The sequence below is a fragment of the Bombilactobacillus sp. ESL1197 genome, from assembly GCF_058107145.1.
Map to the genome: position 1 here is coordinate 608,014 of NZ_JBYLTY010000001.1, position 15,230 is coordinate 623,243.

19 protein-coding genes are annotated in these 15,230 nt (G+C 38.7%); 16 read left to right on the forward strand and 3 right to left on the reverse strand.

The window, feature by feature from the left end; genetic code table 11:
• The first annotated feature begins 3 nt into the window (after positions 1-3).
• Positions 4-3,645, forward strand: a complete 3,642-nt coding sequence (rpoC, locus tag AC3B6B_RS02535) for a DNA-directed RNA polymerase subunit beta' (RefSeq protein ID WP_489757135.1) — start codon at positions 4-6, stop codon at positions 3,643-3,645.
• A 72-nt stretch (positions 3,646-3,717) separates the two neighbouring features.
• On the opposite strand, the gene AC3B6B_RS02540 is transcribed toward rpoC, so the two are convergent.
• Positions 3,718-4,500, reverse strand: coding sequence for a TraX family protein (locus AC3B6B_RS02540; RefSeq protein ID WP_489757136.1), 783 nt, complete (start codon positions 4,498-4,500; stop codon positions 3,718-3,720).
• A 143-nt stretch (positions 4,501-4,643) separates the two neighbouring features.
• Between AC3B6B_RS02540 and msrA the strand changes: the two genes are divergently transcribed.
• Positions 4,644-5,162: a peptide-methionine (S)-S-oxide reductase MsrA gene (msrA, locus tag AC3B6B_RS02545; protein WP_489757137.1), complete on the forward strand. Its 519-nt coding sequence runs from the start codon at positions 4,644-4,646 to the stop codon at positions 5,160-5,162.
• On the opposite strand, the gene AC3B6B_RS02550 is transcribed toward msrA, so the two are convergent.
• The gene (locus AC3B6B_RS02550; protein WP_489757138.1) at positions 5,154-5,831 is read right to left on the reverse strand and encodes a prepilin peptidase; all 678 of its coding nucleotides are present in this window, start codon (positions 5,829-5,831) and stop codon (positions 5,154-5,156) included. The two genes, msrA and AC3B6B_RS02550, sit on opposite strands and share 9 nt — an antisense overlap.
• A 299-nt stretch (positions 5,832-6,130) precedes the next feature.
• On the opposite strand from AC3B6B_RS02550, the gene rpsL reads away from it, so the two are divergent.
• Genes rpsL through fusA form a run of 3 tightly spaced genes read left to right on the forward strand, consistent with a single transcriptional unit; the run spans position 6,131 to position 9,184 of the window.
• On the forward strand, positions 6,131-6,544 hold the full coding sequence (gene rpsL, locus AC3B6B_RS02555; RefSeq protein ID WP_489755262.1) for a 30S ribosomal protein S12: 414 nt from the start codon (positions 6,131-6,133) through the stop codon (positions 6,542-6,544).
• A 40-nt stretch (positions 6,545-6,584) separates the two neighbouring features.
• Positions 6,585-7,055, forward strand: coding sequence for a 30S ribosomal protein S7 (gene rpsG, locus AC3B6B_RS02560; RefSeq protein WP_489757139.1), 471 nt, complete (start codon positions 6,585-6,587; stop codon positions 7,053-7,055).
• A 35-nt stretch (positions 7,056-7,090) separates the two neighbouring features.
• Positions 7,091-9,184, forward strand: coding sequence for an elongation factor G (fusA, locus tag AC3B6B_RS02565; RefSeq protein WP_489757140.1), 2,094 nt, complete (start codon positions 7,091-7,093; stop codon positions 9,182-9,184).
• 66 nt (positions 9,185-9,250) lie between these two features.
• Here the strand turns inward: fusA and AC3B6B_RS02570 are convergent, their stop codons facing one another.
• Positions 9,251-9,805, reverse strand: a complete 555-nt coding sequence (locus AC3B6B_RS02570; RefSeq protein WP_489757141.1) for a cysteine hydrolase family protein — start codon at positions 9,803-9,805, stop codon at positions 9,251-9,253.
• A 264-nt stretch (positions 9,806-10,069) separates the two neighbouring features.
• Between AC3B6B_RS02570 and rpsJ the strand changes: the two genes are divergently transcribed.
• From rpsJ to rpsQ, 11 genes are read left to right on the forward strand one after another with little or no spacing between them, the layout of a single operon-like run.
• Complete coding sequence (gene rpsJ / locus AC3B6B_RS02575; RefSeq protein WP_489757142.1) at positions 10,070-10,378, forward strand: 30S ribosomal protein S10; 309 nt, start codon at positions 10,070-10,072, stop codon at positions 10,376-10,378.
• A gap of 41 nt (positions 10,379-10,419) precedes the next feature.
• On the forward strand, positions 10,420-11,109 hold the full coding sequence (gene rplC / locus AC3B6B_RS02580) for a 50S ribosomal protein L3 (protein ID WP_489757143.1): 690 nt from the start codon (positions 10,420-10,422) through the stop codon (positions 11,107-11,109).
• A 26-nt stretch (positions 11,110-11,135) separates the two neighbouring features.
• Positions 11,136-11,759, forward strand: coding sequence for a 50S ribosomal protein L4 (gene rplD, locus AC3B6B_RS02585; protein ID WP_489757144.1), 624 nt, complete (start codon positions 11,136-11,138; stop codon positions 11,757-11,759).
• Positions 11,759-12,046 (forward strand): 50S ribosomal protein L23, encoded by a 288-nt coding sequence (gene rplW / locus AC3B6B_RS02590; RefSeq protein ID WP_489757145.1) that lies wholly within the window; start codon positions 11,759-11,761, stop codon positions 12,044-12,046. Before rplD ends, rplW begins: the two co-directional genes overlap by 1 nt.
• Positions 12,047-12,063: 17 nt before the next feature.
• A complete protein-coding gene (gene rplB / locus AC3B6B_RS02595) occupies positions 12,064-12,903 on the forward strand; it encodes a 50S ribosomal protein L2 (protein WP_489757146.1) in 840 nt (279 codons plus the stop codon).
• Positions 12,904-12,941: 38 nt separating this feature from the next.
• Positions 12,942-13,220, forward strand: coding sequence for a 30S ribosomal protein S19 (gene rpsS / locus AC3B6B_RS02600; RefSeq protein WP_489755271.1), 279 nt, complete (start codon positions 12,942-12,944; stop codon positions 13,218-13,220).
• Between the two features lie 17 nt (positions 13,221-13,237).
• Positions 13,238-13,591, forward strand: coding sequence for a 50S ribosomal protein L22 (gene rplV, locus AC3B6B_RS02605; protein WP_489757147.1), 354 nt, complete (start codon positions 13,238-13,240; stop codon positions 13,589-13,591).
• A 20-nt stretch (positions 13,592-13,611) separates the two neighbouring features.
• The gene (gene rpsC / locus AC3B6B_RS02610; RefSeq protein WP_489757148.1) at positions 13,612-14,295 is read left to right on the forward strand and encodes a 30S ribosomal protein S3; all 684 of its coding nucleotides are present in this window, start codon (positions 13,612-13,614) and stop codon (positions 14,293-14,295) included.
• Positions 14,296-14,298: 3 nt separating this feature from the next.
• Complete coding sequence (gene rplP, locus AC3B6B_RS02615) at positions 14,299-14,733, forward strand: 50S ribosomal protein L16 (RefSeq protein ID WP_489757149.1); 435 nt, start codon at positions 14,299-14,301, stop codon at positions 14,731-14,733.
• A complete protein-coding gene (rpmC, locus tag AC3B6B_RS02620; protein ID WP_249514631.1) occupies positions 14,723-14,920 on the forward strand; it encodes a 50S ribosomal protein L29 in 198 nt (65 codons plus the stop codon). Before rplP ends, rpmC begins: the two co-directional genes overlap by 11 nt.
• Positions 14,921-14,936: 16 nt before the next feature.
• Positions 14,937-15,212: a 30S ribosomal protein S17 gene (rpsQ, locus tag AC3B6B_RS02625; RefSeq protein WP_489757150.1), complete on the forward strand. Its 276-nt coding sequence runs from the start codon at positions 14,937-14,939 to the stop codon at positions 15,210-15,212.
• Positions 15,213-15,230: the final 18 nt, after the last annotated feature.

The following is a 15,230-nucleotide window of genomic DNA, read 5'->3' on the forward strand; positions in this document are numbered from 1 at the left end:
CAATTGATAGACGTCAATAAGTTTGAAAGTATGCAAATTGGTCTGGCTTCACCAGATAAGATTAGAAGTTGGTCTTACGGCGAAGTTAAGAAGCCAGAAACTATCAATTATCGGACTTTAAAACCAGAACGTGATGGTTTGTTCGATGAACGAATTTTTGGACCCACCAAAGATTGGGAATGTGCTTGTGGTAAATATAAGCGCATCCGTTATAAAGGAATTGTTTGCGACCGCTGTGGTGTGGAAGTAACGCGCTCAAAAGTTCGTCGTGAACGGATGGGACATATTGAATTAGCAGCTCCTGTAACGCATATTTGGTATTTTAAAGGAATTCCGAGTCGGATGGGCTTAGTGTTAGATATGAGTCCTAGAGCATTGGAAGAAATTATTTATTTTGCCGCATATGTTGTTATCAAGTCCGGTGATACTGATCTGGAAGATAAGCAATTATTAACCGAAACTGAGTATCGTAAAAAACGGGAGCAGTATGGTAAAGCTTTCGATGCCAAAATGGGTGCCGAGGGTATTAAAGAGTTATTACAGGCCGTAGATTTAGATAAAGAAGTTGCCGGTTTGAAAGAACTCTTAAAAACTGCTACTGGTCAAAAGCGGACGCGGGCAATTCGGCGCTTAGATATTTTAAATGCTTTTCGGGATTCCGGTAATCGTCCCGAATGGATGGTTATGGACTGTATCCCAGTTATTCCACCAGATTTACGGCCAATGGTGCAATTAGAAGGTGGGCGTTTTGCCACATCTGATTTGAATGATTTATATCGGCGGGTCATTAATCGTAATAATCGTTTGAAGCGGTTATTAGATTTAAATGCGCCAAATATCATTGTGCAAAATGAAAAACGGATGTTACAAGAAGCAGTCGATGCTTTGATTGATAATGGCCGACGGGGTCGTCCAGTAACTGGCCCAGGAAATCGACCATTAAAATCCTTATCGCATATGCTTAAAGGTAAGCAGGGACGTTTCCGTCAAAACTTATTAGGTAAGCGTGTTGATTATTCTGGGCGTTCGGTTATTGATGTTGGACCAACGTTGAAGTTTTATCAATGTGGTTTGCCACGTGAAATGGCCTTGGAATTATTTAAGCCATTTGTCATGCACGAATTGGTTGAACGGGAATTAGCTTCCAATATTAAAAATGCTAAACGCAAAATTGAACGGCAAGATGATGTGGTGTGGGACGTTCTCGAAGATGTGATTAAAGAACGTCCAGTGTTGTTAAACCGGGCACCAACCTTACACCGGTTAGGTATTCAAGCTTTTGAGCCTGTCTTAGTTGATGGTAAGTCCATTCGATTACATCCATTGGCTTGTGAAGCTTATAATGCCGATTTTGATGGCGATCAGATGGCTGTTCACGTTCCTTTATCTGATGAAGCACAAGCAGAAGCACGGATGTTAATGTTAGCTGCTCACCATATTTTAGCTCCGAAAGATGGTAAACCAATCGTTACTCCTTCACAGGACGTTGTGTTGGGTAACTATTATCTAACGCTAGAAGAACGTGGTCGTGAAGGCGAAGGCATGATCTTTAAAGACATGGACGAAGTTGAGATGGCCTTTCAAAATGGGGTCGTTCATTGGCATACAAGAATTGGTTTGGCAACTAAGTCTTTGACTAATTTTGCCTTCAAAGAAGATCAAAAAGATCGGATTATGATAACTAGTGTTGGTAAAGTGATTTTTAACCGGATTTTACCAGAAGGAATGCCATATATTAATGAACCAACTGCGGCTAACTTAACTGATGGCGTTGCTGATCAATACTTCTTAAATGAAGGTGAAGATATTCACCAACGCTTAACGGATATGCCGTTAATTGATCCATTTAAAAAGGGCTATTTAAGTGATATCATTGCGCAAGTCTTTAAGATTTATAAAGTTCAACGCACTTCCGAATTGTTAGATGATATGAAAGAATTGGGTTATACGATCTGTACTTTATCTGGTTTAACCGTTGGGGTTTCTGACGTACCACAATTGTCTGATAAGCAAGATATTGTTAATGAAGCGCATAAACAAGTAGCTACTGTAGCTAAGCAATTCCGGCGTGGTTTAATTACTGATGAAGAACGGCATAATCGGGTTATTAGTATTTGGAATGATGCTAAAGACGAGATTCAACAACAATTGGTTGATAGTTTTGATCCGAAGAACCCAATTTCCATGATGTCCGATTCTGGAGCCCGGGGTAATATTTCTAACTTTACGCAGTTAGCAGGAATGCGGGGCTTAATGGCCGCTCCTAACGGCGGAATGATGGAAGTTCCTGTTACTTCGAACTTCCGTGAAGGCTTATCTGTTTTGGAAATGTTTATGTCCACTCACGGTGCCCGGAAGGGTATGACTGATACGGCTTTGAAGACAGCTAACTCTGGTTACTTGACTAGACGTTTGGTTGATGTTGCCCAAGACGTGATTGTCAGAGAAGAAGATTGTGGTACTGATCGGGGCTTAGAGGTCTCGGCCATTACTGAAGGTAATGAAATTATTGAACCTTTGGCCGATCGTTTATTAGGCCGTTACACGCAAAAGGAAATTTTAGATCCCGCAACTGGTGAAGAATTAGTTGGACGTAACGTTTTATTGGATGAAGAATTGACCAAGTTAGTTTTGGATGCTGGTGTAACCAAAGTAACGATTCGTTCTGCTTTCACCTGCAACACATTGCATGGTGTTTGCCAAAAATGTTACGGCCGCAACTTGGCAACTGGTGAAGAAGTTGAAGTTGGTGAAGCTGTCGGGGTTGTTGCTGCACAATCCATCGGTGAACCCGGTACCCAGTTAACCATGAGAAACTTCCATACCGGTGGTGTTGCTGGTGGCGAAGATATTACGCAAGGATTGCCGCGGGTTGAAGAAATTTTTGAAGCTCGGAATCCTAAAGGTCTAGCTTATATTTCTGAAGTTGATGGGACAGTTACTGCTATTGATGAAAATCCTGCAGAACATACTCGTGAAATCACTGTTGAAGGTAAAATTGATAACCGCACCTACAGTGTTCCTTACACAGCGAGTGTTGCTGTAAGTGAAGGCGATGTTATTCAGCGGGGTGATAAATTAACTTCTGGTTCAATTGATCCTAAGCAATTAATTAAAGTTACTGATGTCCAAACTACCGAAAACTATTTGCTATCTGAAGTGCAAAAAGTTTATCGGATGCAAGGTGTTGACATCAGTGATAAGCATATTGAAGTTATGGTCCGTAAGATGCTACGGAAGATCCGGGTTTTAGATCCTGGGGATACTGAAGTCTTACCGGGTTCCTTATTAGATATTGGTGACTTTACTGATACGAATACCGATGCTTTAATTAAAGGTAAATTACCAGCAACTGGTTCACCAGTCTTATTAGGAATTACCAAAGCTTCATTAGAAACCAATAGTTTCTTGTCAGCCGCTTCCTTCCAGGAAACTACGAGAGTTCTAACTGATGCTTCGATTCGTGGCAAGAGCGATCCATTGGTCGGCTTAAAAGAAAATGTCATGATTGGTAAGATTATTCCAGCTGGTACCGGTATGGCTAAGTATCGGCACATGCAACCACAAAAAGTGGGCGCAGTGTTAGGCGATACCACTGATCATACTAACTTATCTGATATTGAAGCTGAAATGAATCGTGATTAATGTAAAGAAAAAGCCTTACGAAATTTTTCGTAAGGCTTTTTTTGTTGGCTTTAATTTGCTAAGTTCATGGAACTAGTGCATATAAATGAAAGCTGAGATTAAATATAAAATAATAATATGCGCTGGATAGAAAATATAAAAGAAGTACTTCATCCCTGGCCCTTTTTGATTGTTATAAAATAGAATAGGAATAATCGCCAGAACCATCAACCATTGATCCATTCGTAATAAAGCGTAAATCAGGGCGACTAAAGCAATAATGAGACATTGAATTTTGCGATTGTCTTTAAAAAGATAAAGTAAAGGAATCAGCAAAACCATAAAATTATTTTCGGCTAATAACAAAGCTGGTAAGAGACTAGTACCAATGACCATTAATGGTACAGGAGCTTTAGTTAACGGTAAAATTAATAATGAAGCAACAAAAGGTAAGCTAAATAATAAGAGACCAATAATAATATTTTTGCCACGTTGTTGTTGGCGCGCCTTTTGAAAATAATCAATAGCTAACATAAAAATAGTACCGATGAATAAGTCTCGAAAAATGTTATTTGATAAAACGACTTTGTCATATTTAACCCAGTGTTCTACACCAAAGGTTAATAAGGACATACAGACCATACTGAAATATAAGCGCCACATATAATTCTTTTTGCTATGTGTGTAACTAAAACCAATAACACAAGTAAAAAAGAAAATCGTCGCTACGGGGCGACCAAACCAGTCTAACCAATTGGGAGCGCCAAATGGCAAAAACATTTGATGAATGTGGTCAACGACCATGAAAATAATACCTAAAATTTTTAAATCAAAAGTGGTTAACCCTTTTTTAAAATTAGTTAGTTTGAGATTCATGGGAATCCTCCTGCTATATTTAACATCGAATAAGAATTATAACTTTTGGGTTATACAATTGCAACTGTCCATTAATTCAATTATGCCAATCTTAGTTAAAATCGTGCTATTCTTAGTTAATAATAAAAAGGAGGTTTTCAATTATGGAAGAAACTGCAATTTTTGCGGGCGGTTGTTTTTGGTGCATGGTTAAACCATTTGATACAATGCCGGGCATTAAACAAGTCATTTCTGGTTATACTGGTGGTCACGTCCCCAATCCGACGTATGAACAAGTGGCCAGTCACCAAACTGGTCATACTGAAGCAGTCAAAATTGTATTTGATCCAGCAATTATTTCTTATCAAGATTTAGTTAATATTTATTGGCAGCAAACGGATCCTACAGATGCAATGGGTCAATTTCAAGACCGCGGAGACAACTATCGACCGGTTATTTTTGTGAAAGATGAACAACAACGAAAGATTGCTGAAGCCTCAAAACAAAGTTTGATTCAAAGTGGCCATTTTGATCGACCAATTGTGACCAAAATTGAACCGGCACAAACTTTTTATCCGGCGGAAGACTATCATCAAGCTTTTTATAAAAAAAATCCTGCACGTTATCAATTAGAAGAAGCTGGTGGGCGAGAACAGTTTTTAAAGGAGCATTGGTCAAAATAAAAAGCGTAAAATGAAAGCTATGAGAATAAACGGAATAAAGGGCATTAAAACTCGACGATGTTGTTTATGATATAAAATCAAAAATCCAATTAATGCTAATCCGCATGCAATGAGGACGATTTGTAATGTTATCTGATTAGGAGTTAAAAGGCTCATTAAAATCAGTATTTCGCAATCGCCTAAACCGAAGCGTGGACGACAACAGAAATAAAAACCAATTATAAATAAACTAAAAAGTCCAATGAAAATCAATTGGTGCCAGTTGGGGAAGTTGAAGATAATGCAAGCGAGATAAGCAGGAACTAAAGTTACTGGCCAAATACTCAAAAAGATGTAATCGGTCATGGAACTTAGAGCGATAGTTAAGCCAACTAAGATTAATAAATAAGAATTGACAGTATGTTGCAAGCTAGCCTCTAGCCCAATAACTAGTCCAATTACTTCAATCCAAAAAATGCCCGGATAGATTCTGCGGTGGCAATAGGCACAACGACCACGTAATAATAAGTAGCTGATAATAGGAATTTCATGATACCACTTCAGTGGTTTGGCACAGACGTCACAGCGGGAACGTCCGCGGATAATGGAATAACCTAATGGTAAACGTAAGGCAACTAAGCCACAGAAAGATGCCAGACAGATACTCAAGAATAATTTAAAAATAATCATATTTTCACCTCAATTCACACTACGTAAATTGCGGTGATTTTTTTGAATAAAGTGTAAAAAAATTGGATACCAGAATGTAAATGTTAAGATCGTAGAGAGATTAATTTTTTGACAGTCGTTAGCAATTGGCGTGGAATTTAATTTGACATTAAGTTGATTCAATGCTACCATGATAGCTGTGCTTTTTAGAGGTTTAGTGTGCCATAATTAGCTTAGTAAACCACACGTGTGGTCTTTTTATTTAATCAAAAAAGAACCACCTGGATGTGTGTACTTAAAATTTTAAGGAGGAACTTTTAATGCCAACAATTAACCAATTGGTACGTAAAGGTCGTAAATCAAGAACTTCAAAGTCTGATTCTCCAGCTTTGAACTTCGGCTATAACAGTATGAAGAAAATTGCTACTGATAATCCTGCTCCACAAAAACGGGGAGTTGCAACTCGTGTCGGTACTATGACACCAAAGAAACCAAACTCTGCTTTACGTAAATATGCTCGTGTTCGTTTATCAAACTTAATCGAAGTTACTGCTTATATTCCAGGAATTGGTCATAATTTGCAGGAACATAGTGTTGTTTTGATTCGTGGCGGCCGTGTGAAAGATTTACCTGGTGTTCGTTACCATATTGTTCGTGGTGCGTTAGATACTGCTGGTGTTGATGGTCGGATGCAAGGCCGTTCCAAGTATGGCGCAAAGAAGCCTAAAAAATAAGCAATCAAAATTCTAAGAGATCTATTTAGGAGGATTTCCAATGCCAAGAAAAGGTACAGTTGCAAAGCGCGATGTTTTGCCAGATCCAATTTATAATTCAAAGCTTGTTACTCGTTTAATTAATCACTTAATGATCGATGGTAAACGTGGTAAAGCTTCAACTATTTTGTATGATGCATTTGATATTATTAAAGATAAAACTGGTAATGATCCAGTTGAAGTTTTTAACGAAGCAATGAAAAATGTTATGCCAGTTTTGGAAGTTAAAGCTCGCCGGATTGGTGGCTCTAACTATCAAGTTCCGATCGAAGTACGTCCAGAACGGCGGACAACTTTAGGCTTACGTTGGATTGTTAGCTACGCACGTTTACGTGGTGAACACACAATGGATGAACGTTTAGCTCAAGAAATTATGGATGCTGCTAACAATACTGGTGCAGCTGTCAAAAGACGTGAAGATACTCATAAGATGGCTGATGCCAACCGGGCTTTTGCACATTATCGTTGGTAATTTAAAACCGATTTATTGAGAGGAGTACTAGTCTTATGGCTAATAAACGTGAATTTCCTTTAGAGAAAACACGTAATATCGGGATCATGGCACATATTGATGCCGGTAAAACAACAACAACAGAACGGATCCTTTATTACACTGGTAAAATTCATAAAATTGGTGAAACTCATGATGGAGCTTCCCAAATGGACTGGATGGAACAAGAACAGGAACGTGGAATTACTATTACTTCAGCTGCGACAACTGCTCAATGGAAGGATCATCGGATTAACATTATCGATACTCCAGGACACGTGGACTTCACGATTGAAGTTGAACGTTCTTTACGTGTGTTAGATGGTGCAATTACAGTTTTGGATGGTCAATCTGGTGTTGAACCACAAACAGAAAATGTTTGGCGTCAAGCTACCACTTACCATGTTCCTAGAATCGTTTTTGTTAACAAAATGGATAAATTAGGAGCCGATTTCGATTATTCTGTTCAAACGATCAAAGATCGTTTGGATGCTAAACCATTAGCAATTCAAATGCCAATCGGGGCCGAGGATGCTTTTGAAGGTGTTATTGACTTAATCGAAATGAAAGCCGATCTTTATGACGAAGATGAATTAGGTTCTAAATGGGATACCATTGATGTTCCTGATGAATATAAAGAAGAAGCTGAAAAACGTCGGGCACAAATGATTGAAGAGTTAGCTGATGTTGATGATGAAATCATGGAGAAATACCTTGACGGTGCTGAAATCAGTAATGATGAAATTCGGACAGCTATTCGTAAAGCTACTATTGACTTGGAATTGTTCCCTGTTTTAGCTGGTTCTGCCTTTAAGAATAAAGGTGTGCAAATGTTGATGGATGCCGTGGTTGATTATTTGCCATCACCATTGGATGTTCGTCCATATAATGCCAAAGATCCAGAAACTGGTGATGATGTTGAATTAGTAGCTGATGATACTAAGCCATTTGCTGGTTTAGCTTTCAAGATTGCTACGGACCCATTTGTTGGTCGTTTAACTTACTTGCGGGTTTATACTGGTACTTTGGAAGCTGGTTCTTATGTCTTGAATGCTACCAAAGATAAGCGGGAACGTGTTGGTCGTTTATTACAGATGCATTCTAATCACCGAATGGAAATTCCAGAAGTGTTCTCTGGCGATATTGCTGCCGCAATTGGCTTGAAGAATACGACAACTGGTGATTCTTTGACTGATCCTGATCATCCTTTGATTTTGGAATCAATGGAAATTCCTGATCCTGTGATCCAAGTTTCTATTGAACCGAAGTCTAAAGAAGACCGTGATAAATTAGATGTTGCTATTCAAAAATTAGCTGAAGAAGATCCAACTTTCCGTGCTGAAACGAATCCGGAAACTGGTGAAACTTTAATCGCTGGTATGGGTGAATTGCACTTGGATATCATGGTTGATCGGATGCGGCGTGAATTCAAGGTTGATGCTCAAGTTGGTGAACCGCAAGTTGCCTATCGTGAAACCTTCACGAAACAAGCCTCTGCTGAAGGTAAGTTTGTTCGTCAGTCTGGTGGTAAAGGTCAATACGGTGATGTCTGGATTGAATTTACACCAAATGAAGAAGGCAAAGGCTTTGAATTTGAAGATGCTATTGTTGGTGGGGTTGTTCCACGTGAATACATTCCATCAGTTGAAGATGGTTTGAAAGATTCAATGGCTAATGGTGTCTTAGCTGGTTATCCTTTGATTGATATTAAAGCTAAGTTATACGATGGTTCTTACCATGAAGTCGATTCTTCTGAAGCTGCCTTTAAAGTTGCTGCTTCAATGGCCTTGCATAATGCAGTGAAGAATGCTGGTGCCGTAATCTTGGAACCAATCATGAAAGTTGAAATTGTAACTCCAGAAGATTACTTAGGTGATGTTATGGGACAAGTTACAGCTCGTCGTGGTCGGATCGAAGGTATGGAAGAACGTGGTAATGCGCAATTGATTAATGCATTTGTGCCATTATCTGAAATGTTTGGTTATGCTACTACTTTGCGTTCTGCAACTCAAGGACGTGGTACTTTCACGATGACTTTTGATCATTATGAAAAGACTCCAAAGAGTATTCAAGAAGATATTATTAAGAAAAATGGCGGTAACGCTGGTTAATTGCTGAATCAAAAAAAGCTGGGAATTTTCCCAGCTTTTTTTGTGTTCAGTAAAGAAATGATTAACTTATGAAACAATAGTGGCGCCTAAACTGTTTTTAAAATGATCTAGGGCCCAAGTCTGTCCTTGTGGATTAAAAGTGGCTACGCCATTTTCATGGATCACGAGTTGATAATCCCGGTTATAAGCATCCATAGCTGTGTGTAAAACACAGATATCGGTGCAGACACCAGTTAAATGAAGCGTATCAATTTTCCGCTCCCGTAAAAAATTATCTAAATTAGTATTAGCAAAAGCGGAATAACGATTCTTAGCAAAATTATAAACTAAGGAGTTAGTTTGGTTTTGTTTGTACCAAGTTTGTAATTGTCCATAAAATTCGCGCCCCCAGGTATTCGCTAAATTATGTGGGGGAAATAGTTTCGTTTCAGGATGATAGGGATCATTTTTTTGATGGAGATCGGTTGGTAAAATAACCCACTTCTTCTCATCTAGAAATTGATTAGCTAAATCAACAATAGCTGATTCCAATTGCTGAGCTGGTTTGCCCGCAGTTAGCGCGCCTTGATCAGCCACAAAGTCATTTGTATAGTCAATAATTAATAGTGCTTCGTTAGACATTTTGCTTACTTCCTTTCCTCTTGATTTTAGCATAATCAATTTCAAATATAGCTAATAAAATGCAACTAAATCCTTGAAATTAGGCATTCATCAGTGTAATATAGTAAGAGTGCTGATTCAAGGGATAATTATGCTTAAAACTTGGATTGGTGGCTACGGCATTGATGTGAGAGGTTGCGACACGCCCGGACGCTTTGCCACGGCAGGGCTATCGGTAATTTTCACAGAGCCGGTGTCTGAAAGATACAAAAAGGAGGGAAATCCATGGCAAGTCAAAAGATTCGTATTCGTCTTAAAGCTTATGAACATCGGATTATCGATCAATCAGCTGATAAGATTGTTGAAACCGCAAAGAGAACTGGTGCACAAATTTCTGGCCCAATTCCTTTACCAACAGAACGTACAGTATATACGGTTATTCGTTCACCACATAAGTTTAAAGACTCACGTGAACAATTCGAAATGCGCACACACAAGCGCTTAATCGATATTGTTAACCCATCACCGAAGACAGTTGATTCTTTAATGAAGCTTGATCTTCCAAGTGGTGTCTATATCGAAATTAAATTATAATTTTATCTTTAAAAAATAAATCAATTAATGGAGGTGTAATCATGACCAGAAAAGGAATTCTTGGTAAAAAAGTCGGAATGACTCAGCTTTTTACTGATAAAGGCGAATTAATTCCAGTAACAGTTATTCAAGCAACACCGAATGTTGTTATGCAACTTAAGACCAATGAAAATGATGGTTATGAAGCTGTTCAATTAGGCTTAGAAGACCGGCGTGAAATTTTAAGTAACAAACCGCAACAAGGCCATGCTAAAAAAGCCAACACAACTCCCAAGCATTATATCCGTGAATTTCGCGATGTAAATTTGGATGATTACAAAGTTGGCGATGAAGTTAAAGTTGACACATTTGTTAGTGGCGATGTGATTGATGTTACTGGTATTACTAAGGGACATGGTTTCCAAGGAAATATCAAACGTTTTGGTCAATCACGTGGACCAGAAACCCACGGTTCTCGGTATCACCGAATCCCTGGTTCAATGGGTTCAATCATTAATCGCGTCTTTAAGGGTAAGATGTTACCTGGACGGATGGGCGGTAACCAAGTTACAACACAAAATTTGGTAATTGCCAAAGTAGATGTTGAGAATAACTTATTAATGATCAAAGGTAACGTTCCTGGTGCTAATAAATCATTAGTTAAGATTCAATCAACTATTAAGGGAATTAAAGGCCAAAAGAATATTGGTGCTTTGATTTCTGATGAAGAAGCTACTTCTAACGAAGAATAATTGGAAAGGAAAGGAGGAAACTATTAATGGCACAAATTGATGTCTTTAAACAAACAGGCTCTAAAAATGGTTCTACAGATATTAAAGATGAAGTCTTTGGTATTGAACCTAATAATCATGTTTTAGCTGATGCTGTTATCATGCAACAAGCATCATTACGTCAAGGAAATCATGCCGTCAAGAACCGTTCTGCAGTTCGTGGTGGTGGTCGTAAACCTTGGCGTCAAAAAGGAACAGGCCGTGCTCGTCAAGGCTCTATCCGTTCTCCACAATGGCGTGGTGGTGGTGTTGTCTTTGGACCAACACCAAGATCATATGCTTATAAGTTGCCACGTAAAGTTGCACGTTTGGCAATTAAGTCAGCACTTTCACAAAAGGTTGCTGACCAAGAAATGATCGTTGTGGATTCTTTGAACTTTACTAAACCAAGTACCAAAGAATTTAAGAAAACTTTAGATCAATTAAATGCTCAAGGTCGGACATTAGTGATTGTTGAATCTGACAATGAAAATGCGATCTTATCTGCACGTAACATTGATAAAGTTAAAGTAATCAAGGCTGATGGAATTAACGTTTTGGATGTTTTAAATAACAACCAAATTGTTGTGACGCAATCAGCTTTATCAACAATTGAGGAGGCACTTGGATAATGGCAGCACAAGATATCATTTTACGTCCTGTAATTACAGAATCTTCCATGGCTGATATGGACGACAAAAAGTACGTTTTTGATGTTGCAGTTACTGCTAACAAAATTCAAGTACGTCAAGCCATTGAAGAAATCTTTGATGTAAAAGTTGCTCAAGTGAACATTATGAATGTAAAACCCAAGAAGAAACGCGTTGGTCGTTATCTTGGTAAAACTAATCGTCGGCGGAAAGCCATTGTTAAGTTGACTGCTGATTCTAAAGAAATTAAAATTTTTGAAAACAAGTAAAATAGGAGGTAATGAGCATGGGTATTATTAAATACAAACCGACAACTAATGGTCGCCGGAACATGACTGGCTCTGATTTTGCTGAAATCACGAAGACGAAGCCAGAAAAGACTTTATTAGAATCTCAAAGTCATACTGCTGGTCGTAACTCATACGGTCAAATTACCGTTCGTCATCGTGGCGGTGGTCATAAGCAAAAGTACCGTATTATTGACTTTAAACGGACCAAAGATGATGTAACAGCAACTGTTAAGGCTATTGAATACGATCCAAATCGTTCTGCCAACATTGCTTTATTACATTATGATGATGGTGTTAAATCCTATATTTTGGCACCTAAAGGTTTGGAAGTTGGTCAAAAGTTACAATCTGGTGCACAAGCTGATATCAAAGTTGGTAATGCACTACCATTAGCTAACATCCCAGTTGGTACAGTTATTCATAACATTGAATTAAAGCCTGGTAAGGGTGGACAATTAGTTCGTTCTGCAGGAACTTCAGCTCAAGTTTTGGGTCGTGATGGTAAATATACCTTAATTCGTTTAGCTTCTGGTGAAGTGCGGATGATCCTTTCTGCATGTCGGGCAACAATCGGGGCTGTTGGTAATGAACAACACGAATTGATTAATATCGGTAAAGCCGGTCGTAAACGTTGGATGGGTATTCGCCCAACAGTTCGTGGTTCTGTTATGAACCCTAACGATCACCCTCATGGTGGTGGTGAAGGTAAGGCTCCCGTTGGACATCCATCTCCTCTTTCTCCTTGGGGTAAGAAAACTCTTGGTAAGAAGACACGTTCTAAACGTGCACAATCTGAGAAGTTTATTGTACGTCACCGTAAGAATAAGAGAAAATAATTTAGTTTGATCACGATAACGTTAAGGGAGGTTGTCTAATGAGCCGTAGTTTAAAAAAAGGACCATTTGCGGATGCTCACTTGTTAAAAAAAGTTGAAGCTCAAGCAGATCAAGAAAAGAAGTCTGTTATTAAGACTTGGTCACGTCGTTCTACTATTTTTCCTAGTTTTGTAGGATATACAATCGCTGTTTACAATGGAAGAAAGCACGTCCCAGTTTATATTTCTGAAGACATGGTTGGTCATAAGCTTGGTGAATTCGTACCAACACGGACATTCCATGGTCATAGCAAAGATGACAAGAAAACTGGCGCATAGAAAGGAGAGGTTATACGATGGCAGAAGAACAAATTACTACTGCAACGGCAACCGCTAAAACAGTTCGCATCGCTCCAAGAAAAGCGCGCTTGGTTGTAGAGTTGATTAAAGGTAAAAGTGCTGCTGAAGCTTTGGCAATTTTACAATTCACTCCACGTGCAGGTTCACCAATTGTGGCTAAAGTATTAAAATCCGCAATTGCTAATGCTGAACATAACTATGATTTGGATGCTCAAAACTTAGTTGTTAGTGAAGCTTATGTAAATGAAGGACCAACTTTGAAACGATTCCGTCCACGGGCTAAAGGTTCCGCATCTCCAATTAACAAGCGGACTAGCCATATCACGGTTGTTGTTTCTGAAGTCGAATAATCCAATAAGGAGGAAAAAACGTGGGTCAAAAGATTAATCCAATTGGATTCCGTGTTGGTGTTATCCGTGACTGGGATTCAAGATGGTATGCTGATAAAAAAGACTTTTCTAAATACTTGCTTGAAGATTTAAAAATTCGTAAGTTTATTGAAAAGAAGTTAGCTAGTGCTTCAGTTTCACGTATTGAAATTGAACGTGCAGCAAAGAAAATCAATGTTTCCATTCATACTGCAAAACCAGGTATGGTTATTGGTAAAGGTGGATCCGAAGTTGAAAAACTTCGTAAAGAATTAAATGCTTTAACAGGCAAAAATATTCACATTAACATTGTGGAAATCAAAAAGCCTGATTTGGATGCCAAATTAGTTGGTGAAAGTATTGCTCGCCAATTGGAAGCACGTATTGCTTTTCGTCGGGCACAACGCCAAGCTACACAACGGACTCGTCGTGCTGGTGCTAAAGGTATCAAAACTCAAATTTCTGGTCGGTTAAATGGTGCTGATATGTCACGGACAGAATGGCATACAGAAGGAACTGTTCCTTTGCATACTTTACGAGCTGATATTGATTATGCTTGGGTTGAAGCATCAACCACCTATGGTAATTTGGGTGTTAAAACTTGGATTTATCGTGGCGAAATTTTACCAGATAAGCCAAGAACGAATAATCGTACTGATCATAATGGAGCGAAAGGAGGAAACTAATCGATGTTAGTACCTAAGCGTGTAAAACACCGTCGTGAATTTCGTGGTAAAATGCGTGGTGCTGCTAAAGGCGGTCGTGAGGTAACTTTTGGTGAATATGGCTTACAAGCCTTAGAATCACATTGGATTACTAACCGTCAAATTGAAGCAGCCCGTATTGCGATGACTCGTTACATGAAACGTGGCGGTAAAGTTTGGATTAAGATCTTCCCTCATAAATCATACACTGCAAAAGGTGTTGGTGTCCGGATGGGATCTGGTAAAGGTGCACCGGCTGGCTGGGTAGCAGTAGTAAAACGTGAAAAGATCATGTTTGAAATCGGTGGTGTTTCCGAAGAAGTTGCTCGTGAAGCTTTGCGGCTTGCATCTAACAAACTCCCAATTAAAACTAAGTTTGTTAAGCGTGAGGAAGTAGGTGGCGAATCTGATGAAAACTAGTGAAATTAGACAATTAACCACTGCGCAAATGCATGATAAAGAAAAGCAATATAAAGAAGAACTATTTAATTTGCATTTTCAACAAGCAACTGGTCAATTAGAAAACACAGCACGTCTTAAGCAAGTGCGTAAAAATATTGCGCGGATTAAGACAGTGTTACGTCAACAAGAATTAGAAGACAAGTAGGAAGGAGTGGAATTAATTGAGCGAAACAGAAAATTCTCGTAACCATCGTAAAGTTTATCAAGGACGTGTAGTTTCTGATAAAATGGATAAAACAATTACTGTCGTTGTGGAAACTTACAAAACCCACCCAGTCTATGGCAAACGGTTTAGATATTCTAAAAAATTCTATGCCCAAGACGACAATAATGAAGCAAAAGTTGGCGACGTTGTTCGTATCATGGAAACTCGTCCCTTGTCACGGTTGAAACGTTTCCGTTTATTAAACGTTGTAGAAAAAGCTGTTAAAATTTAATTTGATATTGAGATAAGT

Bases quoted from the DNA above. Each gene is read 5' to 3' on its own strand.
- AC3B6B_RS02550 (WP_489757138.1), bottom strand. From the start codon at position 5,831: ATGATTATTTTTAAATTATTCTTGAGTATCTGTCTGGCATCTTTCTGT.
- msrA (WP_489757137.1), top strand. From the start codon at position 4,644: ATGGAAGAAACTGCAATTTTTGCGGGCGGTTGTTTTTGGTGCATGGTT.
- rpsS (WP_489755271.1), top strand. From the start codon at position 12,942: ATGAGCCGTAGTTTAAAAAAAGGACCATTTGCGGATGCTCACTTGTTA.
- rplD (WP_489757144.1), top strand. From the start codon at position 11,136: ATGGCACAAATTGATGTCTTTAAACAAACAGGCTCTAAAAATGGTTCT.
- rplC (WP_489757143.1), top strand. From the start codon at position 10,420: ATGACCAGAAAAGGAATTCTTGGTAAAAAAGTCGGAATGACTCAGCTT.
- rpsJ (WP_489757142.1), top strand. From the start codon at position 10,070: ATGGCAAGTCAAAAGATTCGTATTCGTCTTAAAGCTTATGAACATCGG.
- rplW (WP_489757145.1), top strand. From the start codon at position 11,759: ATGGCAGCACAAGATATCATTTTACGTCCTGTAATTACAGAATCTTCC.
- rpsL (WP_489755262.1), top strand. From the start codon at position 6,131: ATGCCAACAATTAACCAATTGGTACGTAAAGGTCGTAAATCAAGAACT.
- rplP (WP_489757149.1), top strand. From the start codon at position 14,299: ATGTTAGTACCTAAGCGTGTAAAACACCGTCGTGAATTTCGTGGTAAA.
- AC3B6B_RS02540 (WP_489757136.1), bottom strand. From the start codon at position 4,500: ATGAATCTCAAACTAACTAATTTTAAAAAAGGGTTAACCACTTTTGAT.
- rpsG (WP_489757139.1), top strand. From the start codon at position 6,585: ATGCCAAGAAAAGGTACAGTTGCAAAGCGCGATGTTTTGCCAGATCCA.
- rpmC (WP_249514631.1), top strand. From the start codon at position 14,723: ATGAAAACTAGTGAAATTAGACAATTAACCACTGCGCAAATGCATGAT.
- fusA (WP_489757140.1), top strand. From the start codon at position 7,091: ATGGCTAATAAACGTGAATTTCCTTTAGAGAAAACACGTAATATCGGG.
- rplV (WP_489757147.1), top strand. From the start codon at position 13,238: ATGGCAGAAGAACAAATTACTACTGCAACGGCAACCGCTAAAACAGTT.
- AC3B6B_RS02570 (WP_489757141.1), bottom strand. From the start codon at position 9,805: ATGTCTAACGAAGCACTATTAATTATTGACTATACAAATGACTTTGTG.
- rplB (WP_489757146.1), top strand. From the start codon at position 12,064: ATGGGTATTATTAAATACAAACCGACAACTAATGGTCGCCGGAACATG.